This window comes from Polynucleobacter sp. MWH-UH24A (assembly GCF_018687475.1).
GTDB lineage: Bacteria > Pseudomonadota > Gammaproteobacteria > Burkholderiales > Burkholderiaceae > Polynucleobacter.
Window position 1 is genome coordinate 1,723,207 of the sequence record NZ_CP061292.1, and the last position, 18,220, is coordinate 1,741,426.

At 46.9% G+C, this 18,220-nt stretch carries 16 protein-coding genes; 12 read left to right on the forward strand and 4 right to left on the reverse strand.

Annotation, left to right across the window (positions count from 1 at the left end; all coding sequences use genetic code 11):
- Window positions 1–14 precede the first annotated feature (14 nt).
- The 6 genes from ICV32_RS09015 to ICV32_RS09040 all read left to right on the forward strand — a co-directional run bounded on the left by ICV32_RS09015 (window position 15) and on the right by ICV32_RS09040 (window position 6,779).
- Window positions 15–860 carry an HlyC/CorC family transporter gene (locus ICV32_RS09015; RefSeq protein ID WP_215370240.1) on the forward strand — a complete coding sequence of 282 codons (846 nt, stop codon included), beginning with the start codon at window positions 15–17 and terminating at the stop codon, window positions 858–860.
- Entirely contained in the window at window positions 861–2,381 is a 1,521-nt protein-coding gene (gene lnt / locus ICV32_RS09020; protein WP_215370243.1) for an apolipoprotein N-acyltransferase, read from the forward strand. It abuts the gene before it with no gap.
- A 65-nt stretch (window positions 2,382–2,446) separates the two neighbouring features.
- Complete coding sequence (gene glyQ / locus ICV32_RS09025; RefSeq protein ID WP_215370245.1) at window positions 2,447–3,328, forward strand: glycine--tRNA ligase subunit alpha; 882 nt, start codon at window positions 2,447–2,449, stop codon at window positions 3,326–3,328.
- A 15-nt stretch (window positions 3,329–3,343) separates the two neighbouring features.
- Window positions 3,344–5,473 carry a glycine--tRNA ligase subunit beta gene (gene glyS / locus ICV32_RS09030; RefSeq protein WP_215370248.1) on the forward strand — a complete coding sequence of 710 codons (2,130 nt, stop codon included), beginning with the start codon at window positions 3,344–3,346 and terminating at the stop codon, window positions 5,471–5,473.
- On the forward strand, window positions 5,470–6,042 hold the full coding sequence (gene gmhB, locus ICV32_RS09035) for a D-glycero-beta-D-manno-heptose 1,7-bisphosphate 7-phosphatase (RefSeq protein WP_215370251.1): 573 nt from the start codon (window positions 5,470–5,472) through the stop codon (window positions 6,040–6,042). The genes glyS and gmhB overlap by 4 nt, the downstream gene beginning before the upstream one ends.
- Window positions 6,039–6,779, forward strand: coding sequence for a 1-acyl-sn-glycerol-3-phosphate acyltransferase (locus tag ICV32_RS09040; RefSeq protein ID WP_215370254.1), 741 nt, complete (start codon window positions 6,039–6,041; stop codon window positions 6,777–6,779). The genes gmhB and ICV32_RS09040 overlap by 4 nt, the downstream gene beginning before the upstream one ends.
- Here the strand turns inward: ICV32_RS09040 and rsmA are convergent, their stop codons facing one another.
- From rsmA to ICV32_RS09060, 4 genes are read right to left on the reverse strand one after another with little or no spacing between them, the layout of a single operon-like run.
- A complete protein-coding gene (gene rsmA / locus ICV32_RS09045) occupies window positions 6,780–7,571 on the reverse strand; it encodes a 16S rRNA (adenine(1518)-N(6)/adenine(1519)-N(6))-dimethyltransferase RsmA (RefSeq protein ID WP_215370256.1) in 792 nt (263 codons plus the stop codon).
- Complete coding sequence (pdxA, locus tag ICV32_RS09050; protein WP_215370259.1) at window positions 7,555–8,550, reverse strand: 4-hydroxythreonine-4-phosphate dehydrogenase PdxA; 996 nt, start codon at window positions 8,548–8,550, stop codon at window positions 7,555–7,557. Before pdxA ends, rsmA begins: the two co-directional genes overlap by 17 nt.
- The gene (locus ICV32_RS09055; RefSeq protein ID WP_215370262.1) at window positions 8,534–9,940 is read right to left on the reverse strand and encodes a peptidylprolyl isomerase; all 1,407 of its coding nucleotides are present in this window, start codon (window positions 9,938–9,940) and stop codon (window positions 8,534–8,536) included. Before ICV32_RS09055 ends, pdxA begins: the two co-directional genes overlap by 17 nt.
- Before the next feature lie 35 nt (window positions 9,941–9,975).
- On the reverse strand, window positions 9,976–12,573 hold the full coding sequence (locus ICV32_RS09060) for an LPS-assembly protein LptD (protein ID WP_215370265.1): 2,598 nt from the start codon (window positions 12,571–12,573) through the stop codon (window positions 9,976–9,978).
- Between the two features lie 32 nt (window positions 12,574–12,605).
- Between ICV32_RS09060 and ICV32_RS09065 the strand changes: the two genes are divergently transcribed.
- The 6 genes from ICV32_RS09065 (at window position 12,606) to ICV32_RS09090 (ending at window position 18,220) form a co-directional block, all read left to right on the forward strand.
- The gene (locus tag ICV32_RS09065) at window positions 12,606–13,607 is read left to right on the forward strand and encodes an aminoglycoside phosphotransferase family protein (RefSeq protein WP_215370268.1); all 1,002 of its coding nucleotides are present in this window, start codon (window positions 12,606–12,608) and stop codon (window positions 13,605–13,607) included.
- 14 nt (window positions 13,608–13,621) lie between these two features.
- On the forward strand, window positions 13,622–14,332 hold the full coding sequence (gene murU / locus ICV32_RS09070; protein WP_215370271.1) for an N-acetylmuramate alpha-1-phosphate uridylyltransferase MurU: 711 nt from the start codon (window positions 13,622–13,624) through the stop codon (window positions 14,330–14,332).
- A gap of 10 nt (window positions 14,333–14,342) precedes the next feature.
- Window positions 14,343–15,719 carry an aminopeptidase P N-terminal domain-containing protein gene (locus tag ICV32_RS09075; RefSeq protein ID WP_215370274.1) on the forward strand — a complete coding sequence of 459 codons (1,377 nt, stop codon included), beginning with the start codon at window positions 14,343–14,345 and terminating at the stop codon, window positions 15,717–15,719.
- Window positions 15,720–15,730: 11 nt separating this feature from the next.
- Window positions 15,731–16,879 carry an FAD-dependent monooxygenase gene (locus tag ICV32_RS09080; RefSeq protein ID WP_215370277.1) on the forward strand — a complete coding sequence of 383 codons (1,149 nt, stop codon included), beginning with the start codon at window positions 15,731–15,733 and terminating at the stop codon, window positions 16,877–16,879.
- A gap of 75 nt (window positions 16,880–16,954) precedes the next feature.
- Window positions 16,955–17,971 (forward strand): tRNA dihydrouridine synthase DusB, encoded by a 1,017-nt coding sequence (gene dusB / locus ICV32_RS09085; RefSeq protein WP_215370280.1) that lies wholly within the window; start codon window positions 16,955–16,957, stop codon window positions 17,969–17,971.
- A gap of 9 nt (window positions 17,972–17,980) precedes the next feature.
- Window positions 17,981–18,220, forward strand: coding sequence for a helix-turn-helix domain-containing protein (locus ICV32_RS09090; RefSeq protein WP_215370283.1), 240 nt, complete (start codon window positions 17,981–17,983; stop codon window positions 18,218–18,220).

Genomic DNA, 18,220 nt, shown 5'->3' on the forward strand with positions numbered 1-18,220 from the left:
CTGTCTATTAATTTATGTCAAATAGTCTAATTGATCGCCTAAGCGCGTTTTTTTCTGACCAGTCTTCTGATCCAAAAGCGCAGCGTAAAGAGCTGATTGAAACGCTTCGTGAAGCCCAAGCCGATGGGCTCATGGATGCCGATGCGCTTTCCATGATCGAGGGAGTATTTCAGGTTGGCGAATTATCCGCTCGCGATGTGTTGTTGCCTCGGGCCCAAATTGACTGGATTGATATCAATGCACCTCTGGCACAAATCATTGCAGATGTCGTCAAAACAGGTCATTCGCGCTTCCCAGTCTATGAGGGTCATCGCGATCAAGTCATCGGCATTCTGTTAGCCAAAGATCTCTTACGGCATTTCACAGAAAAAGATTTTCAAATTCGTGACTGGCTACGGCCGGCTGTTTTTATTCCTGAATCAAAACGCTTAAGCGTCCTTCTCAAAGACTTTCGTAATAATCGCAATCATCTGGCCATTGTGGTTGACGAGTACAGTGGCGTGGCTGGAATGATTACGATTGAAGATGTGATTGAGCAAATTGTTGGCGACATCGAGGATGAGCATGACATCGATGAGGAATCTGACAACATCACCGTCTTAAAAAATGGTGATTATCGAATCAAAGGCATGACCGAGCTTGAGCAGCTTAATGAAGAGCTAAAGACGGACTTTTCAGCAGAGGACGTAGAAACCGTGGCTGGGCTGGTGATTCAGCATTTAGGTCGAGTTCCAAAATTTGGCGAGCGGGTTCGTATTGATGGTTTTGAATTTGAAGTGCAGCGTGCCGACCCCCGTCAAGTGCATATTCTTTTGATGCGTCGCATTGCACCATCTAACGCTTCTGCTACCGAATCGTAATTGCAAAGTAGTCGACAGGCCAATCCGATTATTTACAGTGCCTTACTTGTTTTTTTAGGGGTTCTTTTAGCGGTCGCGAGTGAGCTTCCCTTTAGTGGTTACTTTCAAATTCCTTTATTTGCTTACGCTCTATACCTATTAGATCGAAGCAGTGAATCAAGATTGGGCCAAGTATTTCGCGATGGATTCTTACTTGGTCTGGGTTATTTTGTGCCTGCTCTTTGGTGGATTTTTATTAGCCTGCACGATGTCGGTGGAATGGCAGTATGGTTATCAAGCCTTGCTGTTCTTGCCCTAGCCAGTCTAATGGCAGTCTATTTTGGATTAGCCAATATGCTTGCAAAGCAAGTCAATGATTCTGCGTGGCGATCCCTGGCGATTCCTGCGGCGTGGGTACTCACTGAATATTTACGAGGTCAGATGTTTACTGGCTTTCCATGGATGGGCTTTGCCGAGTCGCAAGTGAATGGTCCATTTGCACATATCGCACCCTACTTCGGTGGCCTAGCTTGTACCTTCTTGTTTATCTGGGCCGCCTCACAATTGAGTCAGCCCCGACTACGAAATATCGCTGCCGTAGTGGGAGCGGTTGCAATTGTCCAGGTTTTGGGAATTTGGTCGTTCACCAGCCCCAAAGACTTGCCCATCTCAGTGCGATTGATTCAGGGGAACTTTGAACAAAGCCTCAAATTTAATCCCGCTGACATCCTGAAACAAATCCATTTTTATCGGGATCAAATTATTAAAGCTCCGGCTGATTTAATCATTGCTCCTGAGACCGCATTTGAATGGCCAGAGCCAGATATACCTGATCAGTCGATTGAGCGGATCCAAGAATTTACTAATGAAACCGATAGTCATGTGCTTCTTGGTTTAATTGGAAAAATATCCAAAAATGACGGGTCTTTTCAATATTCCAATCGGGTCAGCGGTTTTTCGAGTCACAAATCCGTTTATCGCTACGACAAACATCACCTAGTCCCTTTTGGTGAGTTCGTCCCCCCCGGTTTTCAATGGTTTATCGATGCATTTAAAGTCCCATTAGGTAATTTTGCAAGAGGATCGATTAATCAGGCGCCATTTTTGATTCGCCCCCGCTCCAATCCAGATCGTCCGCTTTATGCGGCCATCTCAATTTGCTATGAAGATATTTTTGGCAACGAAATCGCCACCCGAATTCGTAATAGCCGAGAACCAGTTAATCTTTTAGTGAACGTTACGAACTTGGCTTGGTTTGGCCAATCGCAAGCCCCCATGCAGCAACTGCGCCTCTCCCAATTACGCTCTCTCGAAACCGGTCTACCCAGTTTACGTGCTACCAATACCGGGATCACCGCCCTGATTGATCAGCGCGGCCGAGTTGTAGCAAGCCTTTCGCAATTTGTTCAAGGCGAACTTGATATTCGAGTGCAAGCCTTTGAAGGACAGACGCCTTATGTGATCTGGGGCAACTGGCCGATTTTGATCTGGGTTGTTTTTGCTCTGGGGATTGGTTATTGGCGTAGATCGCAACCGAACTGATTTTTTAACGAGTCCTTGGTTTGCCGAGTAAAATCAAGGTCTTATCTAAAAAATCATTGTGTCGCATGCTAACGTTTCAACAAATTATTCTCAAACTTCAAGATTATTGGGACCAACAAGGTTGTGCGCTGTTACAGCCCATCGATCTCGAAGTTGGGGCCGGCACCTCGCATACAGCCACTTTTTTAAGAGCGATTGGTCCTGAACCATGGAAAGCAGCCTATGTTCAGCCCTCAAGACGTCCCAAAGATGGTCGTTATGGTGAAAACCCAAATCGTTTACAGCATTACTATCAATACCAAGTGGTTTTAAAACCAGCGCCTGCCAATATTTTGGATTTGTATTTGGGCTCTTTAAAAGCCTTGGGGCTTGATCTAAAGCAAAACGATATTCGTTTCGTGGAAGACGACTGGGAGAACCCAACCTTAGGGGCGTGGGGCCTTGGCTGGGAGGTTTGGCTCAATGGTATGGAAGTGACTCAGTTTACGTATTTTCAGCAAGTGGGTGGCTTGGATTGCAAACCGGTATTGGGTGAAATTACCTACGGAATAGAACGCTTAGCGATGTACTTGCAAAACTGCTCCAATGTGTTTGATCTGGTCTGGACAGAGGGCGTAAGCTATGGTGATGTGTATCACCAAAATGAAGTAGAGCAGTCACGCTATAACTTCGAACACTCCAATACAGACTTTCTGTTTGCAAACTTTAATCATTACGAGAGTGAAGCAAAGCGCTTAATGGAGCAAGCGCTTGCACTACCTGCGTATGAAATGGTTTTAAAAGCAGCTCATACCTTTAATCTTCTCGATGCCCGTGGGGCTATCTCCGTAACGGAACGCGCTGCCTATATTGGTCGTATTCGTAATCTGTCGCGCTTAGTTGCGCAAGCGTATTACGAGTCACGTGAACAACTAGGCTTTCCTATGTTGCAAAGTAAAGCGCATTAAGGCATTGATCTTCATATGAAACACCCTCCCTTACTGCTCGAATTATTTACCGAAGAACTCCCACCAAAATCACTCAAACGGTTGGGCGAATCCCTTTCGCAATCAATTTATGAAAGTTTAAATAAAGCCCAGTTACTAAGCGCCAGTAGCACTTATCAGTCATTTGCCAGCCCAAGACGTTTAGCAGTGCTGATTAGCGATGTTTTAGATCAAGCGCCCGATTATCCGGTGCGCGAGAAACTCTTACCACTTTCCATTGCTTTTGATGCACAAGGTAAACCCAGTCAGGCGCTTACCAAAAAGTTAGTGAGCTTGGGTTACCCTGATACCCCGCTCGATCAATTGGAACGTAGCGGTGAAGGTAAAAATGAGGCGCTCTACTTAAATACGATTGCTACAGGTGCACGCCTTGAATCGGCCTTACAACAGGCTTTGATTACTGCCATTGATCATTTACCAATCGCAAAAATGATGCATTATCAAATCACAGTACCGTCTGGAGCGATTGAAGAGGTTCAATTTGCTAGACCCGTACACCGCATTATTGCTCTTCACGGATCAAAGACACTTGCAATCCATGCTTTGGGGATTGATGCAAACAATCAAACTGAAGGCCATCGTTTTTTATCTTCCGGGATGATGACTATTCGTGACGCGCAGCAGTACGAACCCCAACTGGAGGCTGCAAAAGTAATTCCGTCATTTACTAAACGACGCGCTTACATTGAATCTGAGTTGCAAAAGGCTGCCAAGGGCTTGCGGGTCCTAATGCCAGATGCTCTTTTGGATGAGGTCACCGCCTTGGTGGAGTATCCGGCAATCTACAGCTGCGAGTTTGATCCTGAGTTTTTGGAAGTTCCTCAGGAATGCTTAATTTTGACAATGCAAACCAATCAGAAATACTTTGCCTTAACTAATCAAGACGGCAAGCTAAGCAATCGTTTCCTCATCGTCTCAAACATCCAAACGGATCAACCAGAGTCAATTATTTCCGGGAATGAGCGCGTTATTCGCCCCCGTTTGGCGGATGCTCGCTTCTTTTATCTTCAAGATCAGAAACGTACTTTGGAATCGCGCATTCCTGATTTAGCCAAGGTGGTTTATCACAATCAATTAGGAAATCAACTGCAACGCTCAGAGCGAGTCCGAGCATTGGCCAATGAAATTGCTAGCAGCCTAAATCAAGCTGGATCGCAGCTTAAGCTTCAGGAGGTTGACCGTGCCGCACAACTCGCTAAAGCTGATCTATTAACGGAGATGGTTGGCGAGTTCCCCGAACTACAAGGGGTCATGGGCCGTTACTACGCCTTAGCGAATCATGAAGCACCGGATGTTGCTGCCGCGTGTTACGAACACTACCTCCCCCGATTTGCTGGGGATTCCCTACCGCAAACCTCTGTGGGAACCGTATTGGCGATCGCCGATAAGTTAGAAACCATTATTGGGATTTGGGGTGTCGGTCTTGCTCCCACTGGCGATAAGGACCCCTATGCACTGCGTCGCCATGCCTTGGGATTTTGCCGTCTACTATTGGAGAAGAATCTACCGCTCAATCTGATGCAACTAATTGGGCTTGCGAAGCAGCAATTTTCAAATCTGGCTTTGAAGGTTGAGATTGATGAAGAGGTTATCTTTCAGTTTATTCTGGATCGATTAAAAGCATACTTAAAAGATCAAGTGATTGAGGGAGCTGCCTTTAGTTCCGCAGAGATTGATGCGGTACTAAGCACCCATCCAGATAGAATCAACGATCTGATTGCACGCTTGTTGGCAATTCGAGCCTTTAATCAGCTGCCCCAAGCAAATTCGCTTGCCAGCGCCAATAAGCGAATTAGCAATATTCTGAAAAAAGTGGAAGGTAAACCAAATACGGATATCAACCCGAGTTTGCTCTCTATTGCAGCAGAACAGAATTTATATGCCGCTCTTACAGAACTGCAGCCGCGCCTTGATCAACAGCTCCAAGCCCAACAGTTTTTTAATTTACTGCAAGATCTTGTTGCGCTTAGTGAACCAATTGATCAATTCTTTGCGGATGTCATGGTGATGGATGAGAACATCGGGCTTCGCAATAATCGTCTTGCCCTGCTCCAACGTCTCCACCAACAAATGAATTTAGTCGCCGATATTGGCAAGCTTGCATGACAGTCAGAGTCGATAAGCTCATTATTTTGGATCGCGATGGAGTGATTAATCAAGATCGTGATGATTATGTCAAATCATGCGAGGAGTGGATCCCAATACCGAATAGCCTAGAGGCGATTGCATTACTTTCTCAGGCAGGCTATACGCTAACCATTGCCACCAACCAATCGGGTATTGCACGCGGCTATTACACCTTAAGTGAATTGCATGCGATGCATCAAAAAATGATGGATTTGCTCAAACCACTGAGCGGCAGAATTGATAGCATTTTCTTTTGTCCTCATACCGATGCCGATCAATGCGACTGTCGTAAGCCTAAACCCGGATTAATGCACCAAATTGTAAGCCGTTATATAAAAAGCCCCGTAGACTCTGCGTTGCCATTAACCCATGTTCCAATCGTGGGTGATTCATTACGTGACCTACTGGCTGGGACAGCTCTTGGTGCAAGTCCGCACTTGGTCTTAACAGGAAAAGGTCAGGGCGTTAAAAAAGCTGAGTTACCTCCTAATACCCAGATCCATGCGGATTTAATGGGTTTTGCACAATCGATCCTAGCTCACCCATGATTTGGCTGCGCTCTCTTCTTTTTTTTATTAGTCTAATATCTTACACGCCGTTTTATGCGGTTTTTTGCTTAATTATTTTTCCATTTATAAACGAACACACCCGCTATCGCATCATTCAGTTCTGGGGTCGAAGTATTATTTTTTTCCTGCAATTCTTTTGTGGGCTTCGGTTTGAAGTTCTAGGAAAAGAAAATATTCAAGCAGTAATTGATCAGCCTGTCGTAATTCTCAGTAAGCACCAATCGGCGTGGGAAACCATTGCGTTTTTACAGATCTTTCCTAAAGATCTTTGCTATGTTTTTAAACGCGAACTACTTTGGATTCCATTTTTTGGTTGGGTAATTGGTTTACTGAACATGATTCATATCAATCGCTCTGATGCAGGTGGCTCTGCAATATCGGTTGCTAATCAAGGTAAAGAACGCTTAAAGGCTGGTAAGTGGATGATTTTGTTTCCAGAGGGTACCCGTACGCCCGTTGGGTCCCATAAGCCCTATCGCAAAGGTGGGGCCCGCTTAGCTGGACTCACGGGTGCAACCGTATTACCGGTCGCACATAATGCCGGGCGCTTCTGGCCACGAAATAGCTTTTTGAAGTACCCTGGACTCATTACAGTCTCAATTGGTCCCTCGATTCCTTCACAAGGTAAATCTGGGGATCAATTACACGAGGCTGTAGAAACCTGGGTCGAAGGTGAAATGCGGCGAATTGACCCAGTGGCTTATCAAGCCAAATAATCATTTTCCTGACAGCATCAAGGCCCACTCAATATAACGCTCCACCGAAATATCTTGGGCGCGTGCTTTTAGTTCCGTATCGGTCAGATTTAATTGTTCAGAAATACTCTGTAAATTACTGCGTAGCATTTTTCGGCGCTGCGAAAAAGCCATGGCCACAACCTGACTGAGCGCATCCCATTGCGCTGATGTTAAAGAAAAATCGACTTTAGGAATCATCCGAATCACTGCAGAATCTACTTTGGGTTGTGGCTCAAACGCAGTCGGTGGTACATCCATTAAGTAATCCACGTGGTACCTTGCTTGCAACATGACCGATAAGCGGCTGTACTCCGAATCACCCGCTGGTGCAGCGATCCGCTCAACCACTTCAGCCTGCAACATAAAGATTTGTTCATCGACCCATAGCGCAGCTGCAATCAGATGAAATAGTAAAGGCGATGAGATGTTATATGGCAGGTTACCAATCAAGGCACATCGCTCTTTCGTTAACTTGGCTTGCTTCGCCCAGTTCGTAAAATCAAATTGAAGGGCATCCCCCTCATGAATAAGGAGTCCGTCCAGTCCCTTTCGCTGTTTTGCCTCTTGCCATGTATGAACAATGTCGCGATCAATCTCAAGAACTTCAAGCTTTTCAAGGCGCTCAAGTAAAGGTCGGGTTAAGGCGCCCAATCCTGGACCAATTTCCAGAACGTGCATGCCGGGCGTTGGATTTAAGGCATTCACAATCGCAGTAATCACTCCCTGATCCATCAGGAAGTTCTGACCAAAGCGCTTACGAGCTCGATGCATCGTGATTCAATTTCGTGAGAGCCAACTCCCTGGCGAGTCTTAAAGCGGCAAACATACTGCGCCAATCTGCCCTACCCTGTCCGGCGATATCTAAGGCCGTGCCATGATCAACGGATGTTCGGATATAAGATAGACCCAGGGTGACATTCACCCCCTCTGTAAAGCTAGCAAACTTAAATGGGGCTAGACCTTGGTCATGGTACATCGCTAAGACTGCATCAAAAGAATGCAAGCGATCAGCATGAAATAAGGTATCGGCTGGATAGGGTCCAGAAGCCAGAATTCCTTCACGTTTAGCAGCCTCAATCACAGGAATAATTACTTCAAGCTCCTCGCGACCAAGATGACCATCCTCCCCGGCATGGGGATTTAAGCCGGTCACCGCAATACGTGGCTTTGAAATACCAAAGCGCACCTGTAAATCGTGCTGCATGATTTTAAGGGTGCTCAATAACGACTCGAACTGGATGGCATCAGCAACTTGGGTAATGGGTAAGTGCGTGGTCGCAAGAGCGACGCGCAAGGCAATAGCCTGCCCTTTGCCAGTGAGGGCCTGGGGGATTTCGCCACAGAGCATCATGACAACTTGGCGCCGTTGATCGAAATCAGCTAAGAACTCGGTATGCCCAGTAAATGGCGATTGCGGTGTGTCTAAGATACTTTTTTGGACCGGTGCCGTAATTAATGCATGATGCTGGCCAACTCGACATGACTCGCTAGCTGCTCGAATAACTGAAAGTACGTACTGTGCATTGGCTGAATCCAGAACACCAAATTGCGGTGGATTTTTTAAAGGTGTATGCGAAATTTGGATTTGGGGCGGCAATGCCTCATGTGCAAATAGCTGCTGATCGCCAAATAGGCTAATTTCCACATCCGAGTGCGCTGCGACAAAGGCTTTGGCAGCCACTAGTGAAACTTCGGGGCCAATACCTGCAGGCTCTCCAGTACTAAGTGCGAGCTTAACGAACTTGCTCATCCAGATTCAAAATCTTGACAGTCGCCGTATCGCGCAATTGGCGTAACCAGTCTTGATAGGCTTGCTCGAACTTACGCTCTCGAATCGCAGCTCGCGCAAACTCGCGCTGCTTCTCAACCGTTAATTGCGCATCGCGTCGCTCCAACACTTGAATTAAATGCCAACCAAATTCAGTCTTGACCGGATCACTCACTTCACCAATTTGTAAGCGATTCATGGCAATCTCAAATGGGGGGACCAACTCACCAGGACCCATCCAACCCAATAAGCCACCGTTCGGGGCCGAGCCATCTTCCGAGAACTTCTTTGCCAATGACTCAAAATCAGCGGTCTTAGCCCGAATTTGATCGCGATAACCTTGAAGGCGTCGCTCCACATCCGCGTCCTGCAATCCTTGACGCTGACGAATCAAGATATGTCGCGCTAGTGTTTGGGTAACAATCATATTTTGCGGAGTGAGATCCGCAGGATTGGTATTGCTGGTTGCGGCGCGTGCGCCTGAACCACCAGCGCGTCGATCCATTACCTTCAGTACATGAAAGCCGGCCGGGCTTCGCACTACCGATGGCGCCACTTGCCCAGGGCCAAGATTACGAACTGCCTCAACAAAAATTTGAGGTAAACGATCTTGGGTTCGATAGCCAAGATCCTGAAACTTAATGCGAGAATTTTCTTTATTGGCTTGTGCGCCCAATTGCATAAAATCAGCGTCGCCACGCGCCTCTTTTAATAGGGCCTCAGCGCGTTTTCTGGCATCAGCCTGAGCGCTCGGACCTGCACCCTCTTCGACAGGAACAAAGATTTGAGCAACCGCAATTTCCTCAGGACCTGACCCTGTTGCAGTAGGCTCTGATCCGCGACGCTGCATCTGCTCAATAATAAAGTTATCGATTTCTGCATCCGAGATCTTTATTTGTGAGTCAACCTCTCGCTCCCGTAAACGGGCTTTAAGAACATCTTCACGAAGCAGTTCCCGGTAGCGCTGAAAACTCATCCCCGACTTCGTCACCGTATCGCGAAACTCAGAGAAAGTTAACTTATTTCGGGTTGCAATATCTTCAATAATCTTATTGAGCTCTTTTTCATTTACAGCTAAACCAGTTTGCTCCGCTTCCTGAATTTGAATTTTCTCTAAGATCAAGTTTTCCAGCACTTGCTTACGTAACTCGTCACCCTCTGGTAGTTTTTTTCCGCCAGCTGGTGCTTGCTTTTGAATCGAAGTAATTCGATCATCAATCTCTTTGCGCGTCACAACCCCAGTATTAACAACGGCTACGACTCCATCAATATTGATGATCTTCGGTTCATTGCCAGAGGGATTGCTTTGTGCGCCCAAAGACTGACTAAATAACAGCCCTAAAAACCCAAACGCCATTAAATAACTGGGCATGCTGAACTTATGGGATGAATCACAAGACAAAATCATTATTGATAATTTTCGTAGGGCGAAGGTGGCAAAGGTTTAGCGATTGGCTGGTATCCAGGTACGTTTAAGCGCATCACATCAACTGGGTTATTTCCAACGCTCGCAAAGCCTCTAAATTCTAATTGAAAAAGGACTTGGGTAGTGGTGATCTGGGAGGTGTTACGGGCTTGAGAGTACGCAAAGCGTGCGGTCCAACAGTCTTCGTCATACTGCAATCCCACCAATGTGTTTAAGGTCTTTGCTGTTAAGGCATCGTATCCCCAACGACCTAACAAGCGATATTTTTTGAATACCGGCCACTCGCCAAATGCATTGTATTGGTCGGTCTGAGTGACCCCCGAGTTTGTACCATCGGTTGGTGGATTCCAAACATTACGATACGCAAAATTAAGGCTACGTCCCGGGGTTGGTCGCCATCCAGCGCCCACACTGCTTTGCACAAAGCGATTGAGTTGGGTGTTGTACTGCCCAAACAAATCGACGTTGAAGTTCCCTAACAGTCGAATCGTACTCGCTCCCAAGGTGTCTGAGTATCGGGTTGGATTTTGGATCGTACCGTTTAGACCAACTCGTTGACCAGTGAAATCCTGGCGCTGCGCTAGGGTCACTGTGGCACGCTCTGCACCCGTATTCGTTTCTAAAACACGGCTAGTCAAGCCCATCGTTAGTTTGTTATTGTCTGCGACCCGGTCATTACCCACAAAAGTGTTCTCACTAAATATTTGAGTAATACCAAAGCCAGCATCTGCAGTATCAAAGAGCGGGGTCTGTGCCTGACTTTGAAATGGCGTGTACACATAAAAGGCCCGCGGCTCCATGGTCACAATCATGTCGCGTCCAAAAAAGCCTTTCATTTCGGTTGCATCACGCTCAAATGCCAAACCTGAATCCAAGCTAAGGGTTGGTAAAGCGAAGCCTTGAATTGGCTGATTAAGGGATTGATTGATGGAGGTTGAAGGACTGTTTGTTAGGATCCCAGAATATTGGTTCGCTTGAAAACTAAGTTTTGGCTTTAAATAATATCCGGGGGTAATTTGTGGCATGGCGATGCTGCCTCGAATCACGGTTCGATCGGCTTGACTAAATGATCCCCCCTGAGGCATTCCGGATGCGGGTGCATATAAATTATTCGTGTTGTATGAAAAGCGAGTGAAGTCAGCCCCAAAGGTAATGTCAGGGGTTCGATTAAATCCCCCTGCAAATGAACCGGGGCTAGTCAGATTACGCTGGTTGCGATAATTTGCAGTGACTTGAGGCAAGACATTGTATGGGGATGTAACAGGTGAGGTTGGATCTGGCTGCAAGGTCTGAAAGGTCAGTGCACGTGCTGTGAAATTCCAGTTTTTGATGCCGCCATAATTTGTGCCCACCTCTTGCCGAAACTGATTCGTAACAGCCCCACCAATGCCATACGAAAAATCGATTGGGTAGAGACTATCCGATACCTTACTGACATTGGCGTAACCATTCCATGCTCGGCCCAACATTTGACGCTGTTGCCAATCGTACTTCCAACGATCACGTCCTAAAATTTTGTCGTAGTTCATGAACTGCCCACTTAGCGTTCCTGAGTACTTTGGATCGATGTAACGAAAATCACCGCCAAGTAATGTACCGCGGTGGTTCATAAACCGGGGTGTAATCGTCAAATCACGATTCGGTGCAATATTGACGTAGTACGGCTGCGCAATATCTAAACCATTATTTGAGTTATAGCCAGCCACGGGTGCCAACAATCCCGAACGACGTTGATTAGAAGTGGGTAGACTAAAGTAAGGTGCGTATGCAATTGGTACATCAAAAAACCGCATCACCCCATTGCGACCCGTCATCTGCTTTTGTTCTTGATCGACTTCAATTTGACTAGCTGTGAAATACCAATCCAAGTTTTCTGGGCTGCAAGTGGTATAGGTTGCTTTATCAAATACAAAGACGTCGGCTGTCTCGATGGTTAATCGGTTAGCTTGTCCTCGGCCACGCACATCTCGAAGCTCGTACTTCGGTTTATCCATCTCGCCTTCGCGTGCATCGACCTTAAAGCGAGCACGAGGTCCTGAGAATTGAGTGGTTCCCTTAATTAATTCAACATTACCAATTAAATTGGCAATATCCGTATCGGGGTCATAATTAATTTCATCGGCTTTAATAACAGTGTCGTTACGCCGAATTTGAGCGCGCCCCTTCAAGTTCATTTGACGATCAACTACTCCATCGATTTCATCACTGAATGAGAAAGTCAATGCTTCACTGTCTGGAATTGGTTTGCCTACTCGTAATTGGTCGTCTAACTTTAGAACCGTTACTTCGGCACGACTAGGAACTAAGATTGATGGAGGTAATGATCCGACCGGAAGTGGTCGCGGTGGCTCACCAATCGGAACGGGTGCTTGCTTTTGTAATTCCTGCTGTGTCTGATTTTGTTGTGGTGATGGCAGTAATGGTGAAATGGTATTAACAACTGGGCCTAAGTTTTGCGCCTTCAATGGCATGGCTAGCAACAAAAGGCCGAGTAATAGACCCCTGCCCAGGATCACGTACGGGGTCTTTAAGGTTGCAAGATAGGCGCTGATGCCGGCGCGAAGGCGATAATGACTCATGGATCCAGACAGCCTTATTATACGAATCGATCATGCCTGACAATCGCTTAATTCAAATGAATCAATGGCTTGATAGCCTAAAAAGCCGCTGGGGGCTTCAGCCCGCTAGTTTGGCTCCCGCTTCTGCAGATGCCAGCTTTCGACGTTACTTCCGAATTTCCAGCTCCCACCCACAATACCCCAGCCTCATTGTGATGGATGCCCCACCGGATAAGGAGACAGTATTACCCTTTATTCAGGTCGCTAATCTCATAAAAGAAGCTGGACTTCATGTGCCCCTTGTTCTTGAGAAAGACGAAGAAAAAGGGTTCCTACTGCTTAGCGATCTTGGAAACAAAACCTACCTGAGCGTCTTATCCCCCAGTAATGCAAAAGTACTTTATCGAGACGCTAGCCAAGCACTAATTCAAATGCAAAGCGCGAGTCGTGAGGGAGTGTTACCCCCCTATGATGATGCAACCCTCCAGCGCGAGCTAGATCTATTTGATGCATGGTATCTGAAACGCCATCTTCAATACACGCTAAGTGATGAAGAAAGTAATCAACTACACACAATCTTTCAGTTGATTAAAGGAAATAATCTTTCACAAACGCAAGTGTATGTTCACCGTGATTTTCATTCGCGCAATCTTATGCATTGCTCATTAAATAATCCTGGGGTTTTAGATTTTCAAGACGCTTTGTATGGCCCAATCACGTATGACATCGTTTCTTTGTTACGCGATGCATACATTGAATGGACAGAGGAGGAGGTGCTTGATTTTTTAATTGAGTATTGGGAAATGGCACGCGCTGCAGGTTTGAACGTTCCTCCTGATTTTGCAGATTTCTATCGTGATTTTGAATGGATGGGTCTGCAGCGACACTTAAAAGTCTTAGGTATCTTTGCACGCTTGTACCACCGAGACGGCAAAGCAAATTACTTAAATGACATTCCCTTAGTTCTCAAATACACGCGTGCGGTTGCGAGTCGTTACAGCTGCTTTAAGCCACTATTGCGAATTTTGGATCAAGCACAAAGGCAATCGTCATAAACTGTTCACTATCGATGACTGCACAGCATCTTCCTTGTCTTCTATTAGCGGCCGGTCGTGGGGAACGCATGCGGCCATTAAGCGACCATACACCGAAACCACTATTAAAGGTGAAGGGCAAGTCATTACTAGGTTGGCATTTGGAATCGCTCCAGCAGGCTGGTATTCAAAATGTCGTAATTAATCACGCCTGGCTTGGTAATCAGATCGAGGCAGCGTTTGGTAATGGTCGTGACTATGGCTTATCCATTCAGTACTCTCCGGAGGTAAGCGCCTTGGAGACAGCCGGGGGAATCTGCCAGGCGCTGCCCATTCTTAATCCGAATGATTTCTTTCTAGTAATGAATGGGGATATCTTTTGTCCTAATTTTCCAGTCTCAGAATTGATTAAACGTGGCGAACAACTCCGTACTCAAGAGCAGTTTTTAGCTCATCTGATTTTGGTACCCAATCCACCGCATCACCCCACCGGCGACTTTTATCTCGATGGCAGCATCGTGCGCGGAGAAGAGAATCCGAACGCTCATTGTCTAAAACTTACTTTTTCAGGGATTGGCATTTACCATCGCCGCTTGTTTGATGGCTTAATTCGGGGGGAAAGTGCTAAATTAGCCCCCATCTTACGCAGGGCAATGCTCAATAATCAAATCTCCGGTGAAAAATATTTGGGTTCGTGGCAGGATGTAGGTAGTCCCGAACGCCTTGTCGAACTAAATCGATCCTAAGAACTTAAAAATGAATCGTCCCAACCTGCAACATTCATTGATTAGCGCCTGCCATAAGCGCCGCGATCGCCTGGCTTCGATGATCCAGGCCAAAACGGGGGGTGGCGTTGTCATACTGGGGACGGCTCCGGAAAAAGTTCGCAATCGGGATAGCGACTTTCCCTATCGGCATGACAGCGACTTCTATTACCTCACTGGTTTTGAGGAGCCTGCGGCTACCTTAGTGATGCTTGTTTCAAAGTCGAGCTATGAGACTCACCTCTTTTGTCGGCCCAAAGATCTCGAACGCGAGATTTGGGATGGATACCGCTTGGGCCCTCAAGAGGCACCTGCTCTTTTGCTGATGAATGCTGCCTACCCAAATTCAGAGTTAGACCAAAAACTTCCCGACTTCTTAGCAGATCAAGATTCGGTATATGTCAAACTCGCTGCTGCCTCTGAAAACGATGCTTCTTTACGCCATTGGATGAATACGGTCCGTCAGCGGGCCCGCACGGGTGTGAATGCCCCCGAGGTGTTTCATGACATTGAATCCGTCATCCATGAAATGCGTTTATTCAAAGATCCTGAAGAAATTGAGATCATGCGGCATGCGGCGGCGATATCTGCACAAGCCCATATTCGTGCCATGCGTTCTTGCAAGCCCGGTAAACGTGAATATCAATTGGAAGCTGAGCTGCTCTATGAGTTTCGTTACCATGGGGCAGAAAGTGTCGCTTACAACAGCATTGTGGCCGCCGGTGCGAATGCCTGCGTTCTGCATCACCGCGCAGGATCTGCTGAACTCTTCGATGGTGATTTATGTCTAATTGATGCCGGGTGTGAGCTTCATGGCTACGCCTCGGATATCACCAGAACCTTTCCAGTTAATGGACGATTTAGTAGTGCTCAACGTGCGCTCTATGACATCACGCTCGCAGCCCAACAAGCAGCGGTTGACGCGACTCGCCCTGGTCATTCATTTATCGATCCACACCAAGCAGCGGTTCGAGTACTGACTCAGGGCTTGATCGATGAAAAGTTAATCCGAATCGATGAAGTAGGCTCGCTCGATCAAGCGATTGAAACGGGAGCTTATAAGCGCTTTTACATGCACCGCACCAGCCATTGGTTAGGAATGGATGTCCATGACGTTGGATCGTATCGAGAACTAGATGCTGTTACTCAACCAGGTACCGAAAGACCTTGGCGCACTCTTCAAGAAAATATGGTGCTCACCATTGAACCTGGTCTTTACATTCGTCCTGCGGAGGATATTTCTGAGGCCTTTTGGAATATTGGAATTCGGATTGAGGATGACGCCCTAGTCACTGCGAATGGTTGTGAACTCATCTCCCGTGGTGTCCCGGTTGATCCACTTGAAATTGAGTCCATCATCCGGTCTTGATGAGTGAACCCATGAAGTCATCCTTTGCAGTAGTGATTCAAGGCGGAGGTCCTGTGGGTCTCGCTTGCGCAGCGTGGCTTTTACAGAAAAACCCGCAGATTAGCCTTCTGTTGATTGATCGCAACCCAGAGGGTGATGAGCAAATTCAATCAGGCGATCAACGTGGTATTGCCCTATCGCATGGTAGTAAATTACTACTCGATACGATTAACGCATGGCCTTCTAATTGTCCAGCGATTCATCGAATTCACGTCTCTCAATCAGGTCGATTTGGTCGAGCTCTCATGACGCGCGAAGAACTGGGGCAGGGTGCCCTAGGTCATATTAGTCGCTATCGTGACATTCATCTAACCCTTAGAAACGCGCTGCGAGCTCTGGGGGCCCATTCACCTAATTTTGTATGGCATCACAACGCGGATGAAAGCTTCAGTACGCCACCAGCTGCCTGCATCGTACATGCCGAGGGCGGATTATTTAAGCAACAAGATTGGGTTGAGTCTGGCCGCGATTACCGTCAAGCTGCTCTGGTGGGAACCGTCGATGTTGAAAATCCCATTGCCCATCAAGCGTGGGAGCGCTTTACCAATGAGGGCCCGCTTGCACTGCTACCCTCGCATTTAGGCCCTCATACGCATAACCTGGTCTGGTGCGCCTCCCCAGAGTCCAGTCAACGCCGACTGGCTCTGAGTGATGATGCGTTCCTTGCGGAACTAGAGCATAGTTTTGGTCAGCGTTTAGGCCGATTTACTAATATTGCTAATCGGCGTCTCTATGATCTGGGATTGAACTATCGCAAAGACATTTGTACGGGTCATGAGGTGTGGATTGGCAATGCCGCGCAGACCTTGCATCCGGTAGCGGGCCAAGGCCTGAATCTTGGCTTACGCGACGCTTATTTACTTGCTGAGAAACTCGCGGAACTCTTTAAGCAAACACACGCGGTTACGCCTGATGCCGTGAAAGCCCAACTTCTTGAGTATGCAAAAAGCCGCCAAGTTGATCGACGTGCGACTATTGGCATTACCGATTTCTTAGCTCGCGTGTTCATCTCGCCCTTATTGCCTATTCAGGTCTCACGCGGACTTGCACTGGGCGCTCTAGCCTGGTTACCTCCGGTAAAAGTGGCTCTCGCAAAACAAATGATGTTTGGTCGGCGCTAGGTTGCCTAAAAATTAAGCAGTTGAGTAGCGGATGTGGTACAGTGATGCCTCTAGTTCTGATCCATTTCCCTCAGCATGCAAATCGGCCCCTACTCACTAGCCAACGCTCTTTTTGTTGCGCCAATGGCCGGTGTTACCGATCGTCCTTTTCGTCAATTATGTAAGAAATTAGGTGCAGGTTACGCAGTCTCCGAAATGATCGCTTCCAATGTCATGCTCTGGAATAGTGAAAAAACCTTGAGACGGGCTAACCATATTGGCGAGTTCAAACCCATCGCAGTACAAATTGCAGGAGCTGACCCAAACATGATGGCGCAAGCCGCTCGCCTAAATGTCGATCGTGGCGCTCAAATTATCGATATCAATATGGGTTGCCCTGCCAAAAAAGTATGCAATGTCGCCGCGGGTTCTGCCCTCCTAAAGGATCAACCTTTAGTACAGCAAATTGTGGAGTCTGTGGTTCAAGCTGTTGGAATTGGGCCTGATGCTGTCCCAGTAACTCTCAAAATTAGAACTGGCTGGGACAGTGAGCATAAAAACGCGCTAGAAATCGCAAAAATTGCGCAGGAGGCTGGAATTTCTATGCTAACGATTCATGGGCGAACCAGAGCGGATTTGTACCATGGTGATGCTGAATACGAAACGATTGCGGCGGTGAAGAGCCGTATTGGCATTCCAGTAGTTGCTAATGGTGATATCGACAGTCCCGAAAAAGCCAAGCAGGTTTTGAGCATCACTGGGGCAGATGCGCTCATGATTGGACGAGCAGCGCAAGGTAGACCCTGGATTTTTCGGGAAATTAATCACTATTTAACAAGTGGTGAAATCCTACCGGCACCGCGCGTTCATGAAATTCAGGCAATCCTCAATGAGCACTTACTAGATCATTACGCCTTTTATGGCGAATACACAGGTCTACGAACCGCCCGTAAACATATTGCCTGGTACTGCAAGGGCTTACGCAACTCGCATGCGTTTCGGCATCTCATGAACAGCGCCGAAGATTGCAAAACGCAACTACAACTTGTTAATGATTATTTTGATGAGATGAAGCTCCATTCGGATCATCTTTTATTTTTAGAAGCAGCCTAAATTACCTCCATGAAAAGTAATAAACATCCCGTTACGGAGTGCATTGAAATCAATCTGCAGCGCTATCTTGATGACCTCAAAGGTACCCCGCCCAATGACATTTATCAAATGGTACTTAGTGTGGTTGAAAAACCAATGTTAGAGCTGGTGATGGCGCATGCCAAACAAAACCAATCCCTAGCCGCTTCGTATTTAGGAATTAATCGCAACACCTTGCGTAAAAAACTAGTCGAGCACCGCTTAATCTAA

Bases quoted from the DNA above. Each gene is read 5' to 3' on its own strand.
- glyS (WP_215370248.1), top strand. From the start codon at position 3,344: ATGAAACACCCTCCCTTACTGCTCGAATTATTTACCGAAGAACTCCCA.
- dusB (WP_215370280.1), top strand. From the start codon at position 16,955: ATGCAAATCGGCCCCTACTCACTAGCCAACGCTCTTTTTGTTGCGCCA.
- murU (WP_215370271.1), top strand. From the start codon at position 13,622: ATGACTGCACAGCATCTTCCTTGTCTTCTATTAGCGGCCGGTCGTGGG.
- ICV32_RS09075 (WP_215370274.1), top strand. From the start codon at position 14,343: ATGAATCGTCCCAACCTGCAACATTCATTGATTAGCGCCTGCCATAAG.
- glyQ (WP_215370245.1), top strand. From the start codon at position 2,447: ATGCTAACGTTTCAACAAATTATTCTCAAACTTCAAGATTATTGGGAC.
- ICV32_RS09015 (WP_215370240.1), top strand. From the start codon at position 15: ATGTCAAATAGTCTAATTGATCGCCTAAGCGCGTTTTTTTCTGACCAG.
- ICV32_RS09060 (WP_215370265.1), bottom strand. From the start codon at position 12,573: ATGAGTCATTATCGCCTTCGCGCCGGCATCAGCGCCTATCTTGCAACC.
- ICV32_RS09080 (WP_215370277.1), top strand. From the start codon at position 15,731: ATGAAGTCATCCTTTGCAGTAGTGATTCAAGGCGGAGGTCCTGTGGGT.
- gmhB (WP_215370251.1), top strand. From the start codon at position 5,470: ATGACAGTCAGAGTCGATAAGCTCATTATTTTGGATCGCGATGGAGTG.
- rsmA (WP_215370256.1), bottom strand. From the start codon at position 7,571: ATGCATCGAGCTCGTAAGCGCTTTGGTCAGAACTTCCTGATGGATCAG.
- ICV32_RS09055 (WP_215370262.1), bottom strand. From the start codon at position 9,940: ATGCCCAGTTATTTAATGGCGTTTGGGTTTTTAGGGCTGTTATTTAGT.
- ICV32_RS09040 (WP_215370254.1), top strand. From the start codon at position 6,039: ATGATTTGGCTGCGCTCTCTTCTTTTTTTTATTAGTCTAATATCTTAC.
- ICV32_RS09090 (WP_215370283.1), top strand. From the start codon at position 17,981: ATGAAAAGTAATAAACATCCCGTTACGGAGTGCATTGAAATCAATCTG.
- pdxA (WP_215370259.1), bottom strand. From the start codon at position 8,550: ATGAGCAAGTTCGTTAAGCTCGCACTTAGTACTGGAGAGCCTGCAGGT.
- ICV32_RS09065 (WP_215370268.1), top strand. From the start codon at position 12,606: ATGCCTGACAATCGCTTAATTCAAATGAATCAATGGCTTGATAGCCTA.